At 46.7% G+C, this 12,857-nt stretch carries 10 protein-coding genes; 8 read left to right on the top strand and 2 right to left on the bottom strand.

Features of this window, described 5'->3' with window-relative positions; all coding sequences use genetic code 11:
- Positions 1-55: 55 nt before the first annotated feature.
- Entirely contained in the window at positions 56-1,048 is a 993-nt protein-coding gene (locus E5355_RS02725; RefSeq protein ID WP_136009085.1) for a phosphatidylinositol-specific phospholipase C, read from the bottom strand.
- A gap of 614 nt (positions 1,049-1,662) precedes the next feature.
- Positions 1,663-2,430 carry a peroxide stress protein YaaA gene (gene yaaA, locus E5355_RS02730; RefSeq protein WP_136009086.1) on the bottom strand — a complete coding sequence of 256 codons (768 nt, stop codon included), beginning with the start codon at positions 2,428-2,430 and terminating at the stop codon, positions 1,663-1,665.
- Between the two features lie 196 nt (positions 2,431-2,626).
- Between yaaA and recJ the strand changes: the two genes are divergently transcribed.
- The 8 genes from recJ to E5355_RS02770 all read left to right on the top strand — a co-directional run bounded on the left by recJ (position 2,627) and on the right by E5355_RS02770 (position 12,754).
- Positions 2,627-4,342 carry a single-stranded-DNA-specific exonuclease RecJ gene (gene recJ / locus E5355_RS02735; RefSeq protein WP_136009087.1) on the top strand — a complete coding sequence of 572 codons (1,716 nt, stop codon included), beginning with the start codon at positions 2,627-2,629 and terminating at the stop codon, positions 4,340-4,342.
- 198 nt (positions 4,343-4,540) lie between these two features.
- Positions 4,541-6,520 carry a RecQ family ATP-dependent DNA helicase gene (locus E5355_RS02740; RefSeq protein ID WP_246866874.1) on the top strand — a complete coding sequence of 660 codons (1,980 nt, stop codon included), beginning with the start codon at positions 4,541-4,543 and terminating at the stop codon, positions 6,518-6,520.
- A 112-nt stretch (positions 6,521-6,632) separates the two neighbouring features.
- The gene (locus E5355_RS02745; protein WP_016273088.1) at positions 6,633-7,592 is read left to right on the top strand and encodes a tetratricopeptide repeat protein; all 960 of its coding nucleotides are present in this window, start codon (positions 6,633-6,635) and stop codon (positions 7,590-7,592) included.
- A gap of 21 nt (positions 7,593-7,613) precedes the next feature.
- A complete protein-coding gene (locus E5355_RS02750) occupies positions 7,614-8,363 on the top strand; it encodes an endonuclease/exonuclease/phosphatase family protein (protein WP_136009088.1) in 750 nt (249 codons plus the stop codon).
- Between the two features lie 294 nt (positions 8,364-8,657).
- The gene (locus E5355_RS02755; RefSeq protein WP_016273090.1) at positions 8,658-9,506 is read left to right on the top strand and encodes a prephenate dehydratase; all 849 of its coding nucleotides are present in this window, start codon (positions 8,658-8,660) and stop codon (positions 9,504-9,506) included.
- Positions 9,481-10,662, top strand: a complete 1,182-nt coding sequence (locus E5355_RS02760; RefSeq protein WP_016273091.1) for a pyridoxal phosphate-dependent aminotransferase — start codon at positions 9,481-9,483, stop codon at positions 10,660-10,662. Before E5355_RS02755 ends, E5355_RS02760 begins: the two co-directional genes overlap by 26 nt.
- A 215-nt stretch (positions 10,663-10,877) precedes the next feature.
- A complete protein-coding gene (locus tag E5355_RS02765; RefSeq protein ID WP_016273092.1) occupies positions 10,878-11,945 on the top strand; it encodes a bifunctional 3-deoxy-7-phosphoheptulonate synthase/chorismate mutase type II in 1,068 nt (355 codons plus the stop codon).
- Positions 11,946-11,980: 35 nt separating this feature from the next.
- Entirely contained in the window at positions 11,981-12,754 is a 774-nt protein-coding gene (locus tag E5355_RS02770) for a prephenate dehydrogenase/arogenate dehydrogenase family protein (RefSeq protein WP_016273093.1), read from the top strand.
- The last annotated feature ends 103 nt before the right edge of the window (positions 12,755-12,857 follow it).

A 12,857-nucleotide genomic window follows, 5' to 3' on the forward strand; every position in this document is an offset into this window, starting at 1 on the left:
CACAAAATTAGGAAACCGGTTCTTTTTTAAAACCCATATTTGCGCATATAATTCTTCATTTTGCGCAAACATTGCTATCAATCAGGTATTCTACCAAGGCCTTACCACCGGGCTCACCGACAAAATCAATAAAAACAATGCCGCAATTCCGCTTACCCTGCTTCTTCAGATAATCCGCTACAGGCCCATTCACCTTATCCGCAAACACCTTAGGAGTTCCCAAAGGCAACCCCGTGGCACTCACAAACGTGATGCCCCACTGACGTGAAGAAACCGGTTCGGCAGATATCCGTTCCAGGTTGCGGATAGAGACATCTGTTTTCTTGCCGGCATCCTTGCCCGATTCATATTGATATTCATCTTCAAGCAGCACACAGCCTTCTTTTCCATCTCTATTGCGAAGGGTCAACAAGCAAGTGCTGTTGTCTTTCCAGCCCACGCATGCAGCTCCCGGATAATCATCCATGACGTAATCCCTATGCAGGAACAGGATCTTTCCGCGGCAATCCCACACTGTCAGTTCCGGACGAAAATCCATCACGAAATAACGCTGATGCGCAGGGATACTCAAAGAAACAGACAACAGAGAAGCATAATCCTGCGACTCGCCCCCTTCTTTTTTCAATGAAACAATCAGAACTTCGGAAGGATGTGCCTGCAAGAAACCGATGAAAGCGGGAAGCACATCGTCTTCCCAATATATATCCTGAAAAGCATGGCTATGGAATACACCCAATTTACCATTTTTCTTCTCTAAACGAATATCAAAAGCACGGATGCCCTGCTGCAACTGGGCTGGAATATTCGTTGACTGCGTTTTCAACATAGGGCCTCCTTTGACGGTTCCACTGTCGTGCGTACCCGGAATAGAAACTTTGCATACGGGAAGTGTGTCATGAAGAGACTTCATCCAAGCCACGTTTCTGCCACCTGCCTGCACAAGCATATCAGCGGTTCGGGAACCGCCATCCCCTGCACAAGCCTGAGAAGCCGATACGAAAACGACCAAAGCTAATGCACAGCATATCCGCAAACAAATTTTTCCCATAGTATATCTCTTTTAAGTTTTGGCATGTGCAAAAATAGAGGGTTCGTTTCCCATTCTTATCCCAATTTGCGCATTTAGTTCTTCATTTTGCGCAAAGATTTACTGCAAAATCCGTGCAAGATACGAACAAAGGCCACATCCGCCACATCAAGCATAGTGAGACTGCCGGGATACGAACAAGACAACAGCAGACAAGCCTATAATACCAAGGATGCCAAGAATAGGGCATAAAGTCGGCTCAGCCTACTTAACAAGCAGTATCGAGCATATTTCAAAGTTTATCTTCAACCTGAATATATAAATATTCAGCCTAAAGATATAAATATTCAAATTGAAGATATACATATCCAGCCTGAAGATAAATCTTGAAATAAAGCCCGGACATCTTCTAAAGCAGACAGAAGCAGCCTTGACCACATACTAAAGCATCCTTGGTCCAAGTACCAAAGCGCTTTCTTAAATAACGTGTGCAACTTCACCCGCATGGTTTCCTCTCCTTCAAGAAGGAAGAGAATCGTAATAGTACAGACTTATATCACATCAAATACGGCCAAGCTATCAACAACCCACTTTCTGCAAACAACATTTTTAAGAAGGGAACAAACCGCCCCCTCTCAGGGGAAAAGCGTAAACTGCCAATGATGATTCGTGCTGCGGCTCTCATCCAGAGCAAAGCCTTCCCAAGCAAAGGCTTTCAAGTCTTCAGGACGCCCTATGCGGTTCTTGACAATGAAACGCGTCATCTCTCCCCGGCACATCTTGGCATAGATGACGATGGTTTTCAGCTGCCCGTCCTTCCACACTTGAAACTCAGGCGTAATAACGCGCACCTCCCGCTCCACCCGCTTCCATTCAAACAAGTCCTTCATTTCAGCACTTGCCAAATTAACAAGAACACCACCACTATTTTTAATTTCTTCTATAAAACAGTCCGTCAACAAGGGTTTCCAATAATCAAACATGGAGACTCCCCCTTTTTCGGGCAAGCGGATATCTCCCTCCAGACGATAGGGTTTGATGCCGTCCAGCGGACGAAGCAGCCCATAAAGAAAAGAAGTGATACGCAGATGCTCTTGCGCATAACGAAAATCCTCCACTGAAAAATCCTTCGGAAGAATGCGTTTGAAAACAGCTCCGGTATAGGCGCAAATAGCCGGCATCGGATGATTCTCTTCCGAACAGAAATCATGAAAACGCAAACAGTTCTCGGTGGCAATTTTGGTATTCACCCGAAGAAGCCTTTCCAATTCGGATACTGGATACTGCGACATTTCCAACGCATTACGCACAGCCTCCGCTTCGAATTTCGGCACCGTGACTTCAGGCACGACAACCGAGCAGCGTGATGCCATGGTCTTCGCACAAGAGATAAGGACAAGCATAACAATTCTTTTTTAGCAGATGCAAAAATAAAGGTTTTCGACGGAGAATTATGTATACCTATAAAGTTTTTCTCTGGAATTCACCTCCATTTCAAGAGTTTTTCATACCTTTACACCTTGTTGGAGAAAAGTGCACGTATTGAACCTTCCTGCTCCCCAACATATTGAGACAGAAAAAGAAAAAACAATATATAAAATGACTCACAAATGGAATTATCAACCCATTACACCCGAACAGGCAGAAGCAAGCCAACAACTGGCCCAAGAATTGGGAATTAGCCCAATATTGGGAAAATTGCTGGCGGAGCGGGGAATAACAACGGCAGCGGATGCCCGGAAATTTTTCCGCCCCCAACTACCGGACCTATACGACCCATTTCTGATGAAGGATATGGATATAGCCGTAGAGCGCCTGAATAAGGCAATGGGAAAGAAAGAGCGCATTCTTGTTTATGGAGATTATGACGTAGACGGTACCACGGCTGTGGCATTGGTCTACAAGTTTATTCAACAGTTCTATTCGAACATCGACTACTATATCCCCGACCGTTACAATGAGGGATATGGAGTTTCAATCCAAGGAGTAGACTATGCCGCAGAGAATGGCGTAAGCTTGATTATTGTATTGGACTGTGGTATCAAAGCCATCGAAGAAATCACATATGCCAAGGAGAAAGGCATTGATTTCATCATCTGCGATCATCATGTCCCCGATGATGTACTGCCTCCTGCCGTAGCCATTCTGAATGCCAAACGGGAAGACAACACCTATCCTTATGAGCATCTGTCCGGATGCGGCGTAGGTTTCAAGTTCATGCAAGCATTTGCCATCAACAATGGCATCGAGTTCCATCACCTGATTCCCCTATTAGACCTTTGCGCTGTCAGCATCGCATCGGACATTGTCCCCATTATGGGTGAAAACCGTATTCTTGCCTACCACGGCCTAAAGCAGTTGAACAGCAATCCCAGTGTAGGATTGAAAGCCATCATTGATGTATGCGGACTGACGGACAAGGATATCACTGTCAGTGACATTGTATTCAAAATAGGTCCCCGTATCAATGCCTCCGGACGTATTCAGAACGGAAAAGAAGCCGTTGACCTGCTTACTGAAAAAGATTTCTCCCTTGCTCTGGAGAAAGCCGGACAAATCAATCAATACAACGAGACCCGCAAGGACTTGGACAAAACCATGACCGAAGAGGCCAATAAGATTGTGGCCGATTTGGACGGACTTGTCGACCGCCGTTCCATTGTATTGTACAATGAAGACTGGCATAAAGGCGTCATCGGAATCGTTGCCTCCCGGTTGACGGAAATCTATTACCGCCCGGCAGTAGTGCTGACACGTACGGATGATATGGCAACCGGTTCCGCCCGTTCCGTCTCCGGATTCGACGTCTACAAAGCTATTGAATACTGCCGCGACCTTCTGGAAAACTTCGGAGGTCATACCTACGCTGCCGGTCTTTCCATGAAGGTGGAAAATGTACCAGCCTTTATCGAACGTTTCGAAAAGTTCGTATCACAAAACATCCTGCCGGAACAGACATGTGCCGTCATCGATATCCATGCCGAGATTGATTTCAGAGACATCACTCCGAAATTCTTCAGCGACCTTAAGAAATTCAATCCTTTCGGTCCGGACAATGCCAAACCCATTTTCTGCACGCACAATGTCTATGATTATGGTACCAGTAAAGTCGTAGGGCGAGACCAGGAACATATCAAGCTGGAATTGGTGGACAACAAATCAAACAATGTGATGAACGGCATCGCTTTCGGACAAAGTTCCCACGTACGCTTCATCAAGACCAAACGTTCCTTCGACATTTGCTATTCCATTGAGGAAAATACCCATAAACGAGGCGAGGTACAATTGCAGATTGAAGACATAAAACCGAATTAAAAGCCTCTCCCCTCCCCCTCTCTCCGGTTCTCCGTTATAGGGGGGGATAATCCCGTAAGAAGGAAATAAGGATAATACTGCATTATATAAGGAAATGATAAATATCGGTTGATACTATAAGATAATTAATCACTAATACTTAATTAGGAGAAAACATCAGTTCAACGATAAGAAGTAGTAAAAAAGTTCAGTAAAGTAATGAGCAGCAATAGCAACTTCAAAACTCCCCTCCTTGCGGGATTGCTCTCTCCCGATAACGGGGGAACCGGAGGGGGTGGATTGGAGATAAAGCTTTTAAAGCAGTACTGGGGTCATGACGCCTTCCGGGGGATACAGGAAGACATCATCAACAGCATTACCGAGGGACGGGACACTTTGGGACTAATGCCCACGGGAGGAGGAAAATCCATCACTTTTCAGGTTCCGGCGCTTGCCAAAGAAGGACTTTGCCTGGTCATCACCCCGTTGATTGCCCTCATGAAAGACCAGGTACAAAACCTGAAAAAGCGAGGAATCAAGGCACTTGCCATCTACTCGGGCATGAGCAGGCAGGAAATCATCGTCACATTGGAGAACTGCATATTCGGCAATTTCAAGTTTCTCTATATTTCTCCCGAAAGGCTCGATACAGAAATCTTCCGCACCAAACTGCAAAAGATGAGAATCAGTATGATTACGGTAGATGAAAGCCACTGCATATCACAATGGGGCTACGATTTCCGTCCAGCCTATCTGAAGATAGCCGAAATACGCAAACTGCTGCCCGGCGTACCAATCCTGGCATTGACAGCCACCGCCACTCCGGAAGTAGTGAAAGATATCCAGGCCCGTCTGCATTTCCGTAAGGAAAATGTGTTCCGTATGAGTTTCGAACGCAAAAACCTCGCCTATATCGTCCGCAAAACAGAAAATAAGACGGGAGAGCTGTTGCACATCCTGCGCCGTATGCCCGGAAGCGCCATCATCTATGTGCGCAACCGTCGCCGCACCAAGGAAATTACCGAACTGCTACACAACGAAGACATCACCGCAGATTTCTACCATGCCGGACTGGATGACGCCACCAAAGACATCCGTCAACAACGCTGGCAGACAGGAGAAAGCCGTGTCATGGTCGCCACCAATGCATTCGGTATGGGTATAGACAAACCGGATGTACGGATTGTCATCCACATGGATTTGCCCGATTCCATCGAAGCCTACTTTCAAGAAGCAGGACGTGCCGGAAGGGACGGACAAAAAGCCTACGCGGTCGTCCTTTACGCCAAGTCGGACAAGGCAACACTGCACAAACGCATTCCCGACACCTTTCCTGAAAAAGAGTATATAAAAGAAGTATATGAGCATCTTCAATACTATTACCAGATGGCAATGGGAGATGGACAAGGCTGTGTACGCGAATTCAATATAGAAGACTTTTGCCGAAAGTTCAAGTATTTCCCCGTTCCCGTGGACAGTGCCTTAAAGATTCTGACACAAGCGGGATACCTGGAATATACAGATGAACAAGACAACGCATCCCGGCTACTGTTCACTATCCGGCGAGACGAGCTTTATAAACTGAGGGAACTCGGCGAAGACATGGACAAACTCATCCAAACCATTCTCCGCTCCTATACCGGAGTCTTCACAGACCATGCTTTCATCAATGAAGAATCACTGGCCATACGCACCGGGCTCACACGCCGGCAAGTGTATGAACAGCTCATCCACCTTGCCAAGCTACGTATCGTCAGTTACATCCCCCGCAAAAAGACACCATATATAATATACACGCGAGAGAGAGTTGAAATGCGTCACCTGCAAATTCCTCCCGCCGTGTACGAGGAACGCAAAAAGCGATACGAGAAACGCATAAGTGCCATGCTGGATTACGTGAGCAGCGACACCGTGTGTCGCAGCCGGATGCTGCTGCACTACTTCGGAGAGAAAAACGGACACGACTGCGGACAATGCGATACCTGCATCAGTTTGAGGAACAAGAAAACTTCCGACCACCTTTCGGAAAAGGAACTTTCTGAAAAGATTCTTCAAGCCCTATCTGACAAACAACAAACTCCGGCCACTTTGGCAGAACAAATACCGGCTGATAAAAACATGTTCATCGATGTGTTACATGGATTGTTGGACGAAGGCAAGGTAATTGCTGTCAACGGAATGCTTCAAATCAAAAAATAATTCACTACTTTTGCCGTTGGAAAAGAATGCCCTGCCACTGAAAGGAACATCACTTATCAGCCATGCCCACCTTTTCCTTTTTAATTTTTAATTCTTTAATTTGTAATCACTTATGGGATTCTTTAAATCTTTTTTCTCCGGCAAGTCAGACAATCCGGAAAATGAGAAACAAAAAAACGAACAGAAGAATTTTGAGATATTCAAGTATGACGGTATGCGTGCACAACGCATGGGCCGTACAGACTACGCTATCAAATGCTTTACTGAAGCTCTTGCCATTCAGGAAGACTTTGAAACCATGGGATATCTCGTCCAAGTCTGCATCCAGACCAACAAACTGGACGAGGCACACAAACTGCTGGAACGCATGACCGAAATAGAACCGGAACATACCTCCTCCTACCTCAGTCTTGCCAACGTATGCTACATGCAGGAAGATTATCCTGCCATGGCAGATGCAGCAAAGAAGGCTATCGAGATAGAAGAGGGCAACGCCATAGCACACTACCTGCTAGGCAAAGCGGACAATGGGCAAGGAGACGGCATCATGTGCATCGCCCATCTTACGAAAGCCATCGTACTGAAAGATGATTTTACTGAAGCCCGTCTGCTCCGTGCCGAGGCTCTGGCACAAATGCAACAATATAAGGAAGCGATGGAAGACATAGACGCCATTCTGGCACAAGACCCGGAAGACGAAGGTGCCATCTTGCTCCGCGGAAAGATAGAAGAAGCTACGGGAAACAAAGAAAAAGCTGAAAGCAGTTATCAGAAAGTAACGGAGCTGAATCCCTTTAACGAACAAGCCTTCCTCTACTTAGGCCAGCTTTACATCACCCAAAATAAGCTGACAGAAGCCATCGGGCTCTTTACGGAAGCCACAGAACTGAACCCCAATTTCGCAGAGGCCTATCATGAGCGCGGACGCGCCAAGTTACTGAACGGCGACAAGGAAGGTTCTGCAGAAGACATGAAGAAAGGACTGGAACTCAATCCTAAGGAAATACAGAACTTTAACGGACAATATGGTAACCAGCCGGAGGGAAGAACCGGTAATATCCTGGGATTATAACAAATTCAATTATTGCCGCCAATGAAACGAAATTTGTTTCTGTCAGTACTTTTTGTACTGATGTTCGCACCTGCCCATGCACAGCAAGTGAACATACTGTCCTATAACGTACATAATTGCATCGGCATGGACAAGGAGTACAATTACCAACGCATTGCCAATGTTATCAGTCAAACTTCTCCTGACATAGTTGCCCTGCAGGAGCTTGACAGTATAACGGTGCGCAACAAAGGAATCCATACTCTTGGAGAGCTAGAAAAACTGACCGGAATGCACGGCACCTATGCAGCAGCCATTCCTTTTCAGGGTGGAAGCTACGGCATCGGAATTCTCTCCAGAGAGATACCCGTAAAATACGAGATTATTCCAATGCCCGGACGGGAAGAAAAACGCACCTTCATTATTGCAGAATATAAAGATTATGTATTTTGTGCCACACACCAGTCTCTCACTCCAGAGGACCAGCTCCTTGCCGTGCCATTGATAGAAAAAGCCTTGCAAAACCTCGATAAGCCCATTTTGATGGCAGGCGACATGAACTCTGCACCAGCAAGCGCTCCTCAGCTGGAATTGGCAAAACATTTTGCCACCCTCAATGACACAACCTCTTGTACTTTCCCGGCAGACCGTCCCAACCAATGTATAGACTACATCTATGGCTATTCCAAGAATGGGTATCGGTTTGATGTGCAATACCGAAAAGTCATAGAAGATACCATTGCATCCGACCATCGTCCGGTTCAAGTCATTGTACAAATCAAAGGGAAATAAGTTAAATTGCTACTATCCCTAAAAAAAACATTGTTTTTTGTTTGTATATAAAAGAAAAGCATTACTTTTGTCGCGTAATCCAAAAAACAGAGAATACAAGTATGAAGTCATTTACTTATGCATATTACTTCTTTTTTTACTTTTACTTTAGCCAGAAAGTAGAGCGGGAGTTTGTATGTATCAAGTGACAGTGATGCTTAAGGACTGAATAGAGAAACAAGTAAATATACAGAATCCCGCTCCATCGTATGGAAGCGGGATTTTTTTTATAGCATAACCAAGAAAATAAAAATAATGAAAAAGGTAGCCATTCAAGGAACATTAGGCTCGTATCACGACATCGCCGCACACAAGTACTTCGAAGGAGAAGAAATAGAGTTAATCTGTTGCGCCAGCTTTGAAGACGTATTCGGCGCCATCAAGAAAGACAGTCAGACCATAGGAATGCTGGCAATAGAAAACACCATTGCAGGTAGTCTGCTGCACAACAATGAGCTATTACGCCAAAGTGGCGCACAGATTATCGGCGAGTACAAGCTGCGCATTTCCCATAGTTTTGTTTGCCTGCCCGATGAAGACTGGGATGATATTACTGAGGTCAACTCCCACCCCATCGCCCTGATGCAATGCCGTGAATTCCTCGGACAGCACCCCGGTATAAAAGTGGTGGAAGGCGAAGATACTGCCCGCAGTGCCGAAATCATCCGAAAAGAAAACCTGAAAGGTCATGCCGCCATCTGCTCCAAAGCAGCCGCAGAGCGTTACGGCATGAAGATTCTGCAGGAAGGCATCGAAACAAACAAGCACAACTTCACCCGCTTCCTGGTAGTGGCCGACCCTTGGCAAGTGGATGAGCTGAACCGGCACCGTAGCAAGGACGTCAACAAGGCAAGCATGGTATTCACCCTTCCCCATACCGAAGGAAGCCTTTCCCAGGTATTGTCCATTTTGTCCTTCTACCGCATCAACCTGACCAAGATACAATCACTGCCCATCATCGGACGGGAATGGGAATACCAGTTTTACGTAGATGTCGTGTTCGACAATGTACTGAGATATAAACAATCCATTGCGGCCATCACACCGCTGACCAAAGAACTGAAAATATTAGGAGAATATGAAGATGGAAAGTCAAACATCTAAGATAAAGCCGGCTGAACGTCTGGCAAGCGTAAGCGAATACTACTTCTCGAAAAAACTGAAAGAAGTGGCACAAATGAATGCGGAAGGCAAGGACGTCATCAGCCTGGGCATCGGAAGCCCCGACATGCCACCTTCCGAAAAAACAATCCGAACACTTTGCGAAGCCGCCTGCAATCCAGACGGACATGGCTATATGCCCTACGTAGGCATCCCCGAACTGCGCCGCGGTTTTGCGGACTGGTACAAAAAATGGTACGGTGTAGCATTGAATCCCAACACAGAGATACAACCGCTCATCGGCTCCAAAGAAGGCATCCTGCACGTGACACTGGCTTTTGTCAATCCCGGCGAACAAGTATTGGTTCCTAATCCCGGCTATCCTACTTATACTTCATTAAGCAAGATTCTCGGCGCCGAGGTCGTGAACTATGACCTGAAAGAAGAAAACGGCTGGATGCCCGACTTCGACGAGCTGGAACGGATGGACACGAGTCGTGTAAAACTGATGTGGACCAACTATCCCAATATGCCCACAGGGACAAATGCAACACCGGAACTGTACCGGAAGCTGGTGGACTTCGCACGCCGCAAGGATATCGTCATCGTGAACGACAACCCTTACAGTTTCATCCTGAACGAACATCCCATCAGCATCCTCAGCATTCCGGGTGCCAAGGAGTGCTGCATAGAATTCAATTCCATGAGCAAAAGCCACAATATGCCGGGCTGGCGTATCGGCATGCTTGCCTCGAATGCCGACTTCGTACAATGGATACTGAAAGTAAAAAGCAACATCGACAGCGGTATGTTCCGTGCCATGCAACTGGCAGCCGCCACCGCTCTGGAAGCAGAGCAGGACTGGTATGACGGCAACAACGCGAACTACCGTAACCGCCGCCGGATGGCAGGAGAAATCATGCATGCCTTGGGTTGTACCTACGACGAAAAGCAGGTAGGAATGTTTCTCTGGGGCAAGATTCCCGACAGTTGTACAGACGTAGAAGAACTGACCGAACGCGTGCTGCATAAAGCCAGGGTATTCATCACTCCCGGGTTTATCTTCGGAAGCAACGGGAAACGGCATATCCGCATCTCACTCTGCTGTAAGGACAATAAACTGGCAGAAGCATTGGAACGCATCAAGAGTATGAAATAAATGCTTACAAGCAGGAGATAGACAACCTAAATCCGGAATCCCCGTTTACAAAAACTCCACCGGAGATTTAGTAAAACGAGAGGAATGATTTAGTAAAATTCTCTCCGACGTTTTGGTAAATCTTGGGAACCGCGTTCAGAAAGGTCTCCCGAGAGGGAAAGAATTATAAGAGAAAAAGAGTATAAATAAAGAATATTATTAAACAAATAAAGAATATGGAACTCGAACTAGAACCTATCACATTGCCCGGTGTTGAGAACAAACGCCCTATGGTAATAGCCGGCCCCTGCAGTGCCGAAACCGAAGAACAAGTAATGAGCACAGCCAAACAATTGGCAGACAAAGGCCTCAAGTTATTCCGTGCCGGTATCTGGAAACCGCGTACCAAACCGGGCGGCTTCGAAGGAGTAGGCGTAGACGGCCTTGCATGGCTGAAGGAGGTAAAGAAAGAAACCGGCATGTATGTTTCTACAGAAGTTGCTACCGCCAAGCATGTATACGAATGCCTGAAGGCTGGAATTGACCTTCTTTGGATAGGCGCACGTACCACCGCCAATCCTTTCGCCGTACAGGAAATTGCCGACGCACTGAAAGGCGTAGATATCCCGGTACTGGTGAAGAATCCGGTAAATCCTGACCTGGAGCTATGGATTGGAGCTTTGGAACGTATCAACAATGCAGGCTTGAAGCGTCTGGGTGCCATCCACCGCGGGTTTAGCAGCTATGACAAAAAGCTCTACCGTAACTTGCCCCAATGGCATATTCCCATTGAGCTGCGCCGACGCATCCCCAACCTGCCCATTATCTGCGACCCCAGCCACATAGGTGGAAAGCGCGAACTCGTTGCCCCGCTCTGCCAGCAAGCTATGGATTTGGGCTTCAACGGACTGATTATCGAGAGCCACTGCAACCCGGACTGTGCCTGGAGCGATGCAGCCCAGCAAGTCACCCCGGATGTGCTCGATTATATCCTCAACCTGCTCGTCATCCGCAAGGAAACGCAAAGCACCGAAAATCTCAGTGAATTACGCAAGCAGATTGACGAATGCGACAACAATCTTATTCAGGAGCTGGCCAAGCGAATGCGTGTGGCACGAGAAATCGGCACTTACAAGAAAGAGCACGACATAACCATCCTGCAAACCGGACGCTACAACGAGATTCTCGAGAAACGCGGCTCGCAAGGCGCATTGTGCGGCATGGATGCCGAATTCATCAAAAAGGTATTTGAGGCGATACACGAAGAGAGCGTGAGGCAACAAATGGAAATTATAAACAAGTAATTATTCAATGCACCAATATCAGCACATTAAACATCATGAGAATATTAATACTTGGAGCCGGGAAAATGGGCTCTTTCTTTACAGACATATTGAGTTTCCAGCACGAGACGGCCGTGTTCGACGTCAACCCGCACCAACTGCGCTTTGTCTATAACACCTACCGCTTCACCACGCTGGAAGAAATCAAAGAATTCGAGCCGGAGCTAGTCATAAATGCCGCTACGGTGAAATACACACTGGACGCTTTCCGTCAAGTGTTGCCGGTACTGCCCAAAGACTGTATCATCAGCGACATCGCCTCGGTAAAGACCGGGCTGAAGAAGTTCTACGATGAAAGCGGTTTTCGCTACGTGTCGACACATCCTATGTTCGGCCCCACTTTCGCCAGCCTCAGCAACCTGAATACAGAGAATGCAATCATCATCAGCGAAGGCGACCACTTGGGCAAAATCTTCTTCAAAGACCTCTACCAGACCATGAAGCTGAATATCTTTGAATATACATTCGACGAACATGATGAAACCGTAGCCTATTCCTTATCCATTCCTTTTGTTTCCACCTTTGTGTTTTCGGCAGTCATGAAGCACCAGGAAGCTCCGGGCACTACATTCAAAAAGCACATGGCCATCGCCAAAGGTCTGCTGAGCGAAGATGATTACCTGCTCCAAGAAATTCTTTTCAATCCGCGCACCCCCTCACAAGTGGAGAACATCCGTCTGGAACTGAAGAACCTGCTGGAAATCATCAGCAATAAGGATGCGGAAGGAATGAAGAAATACCTGACCAAAATCCGGGAAAAAATCAGATAACCAAGCGCAAGTGTGTGCTCCGATGCCAAAGCACACACTTGTATCTCAACTAAAAACCACATCTTTGCCTCCTGAAAGCTGCATCAAAACAGCAGCAATATTT

Source organism: Bacteroides muris (ex Afrizal et al. 2022), assembly GCF_004793475.1.
In the GTDB taxonomy this organism is placed as follows: Bacteria; Bacteroidota; Bacteroidia; order Bacteroidales; family Bacteroidaceae; genus Bacteroides; species Bacteroides muris.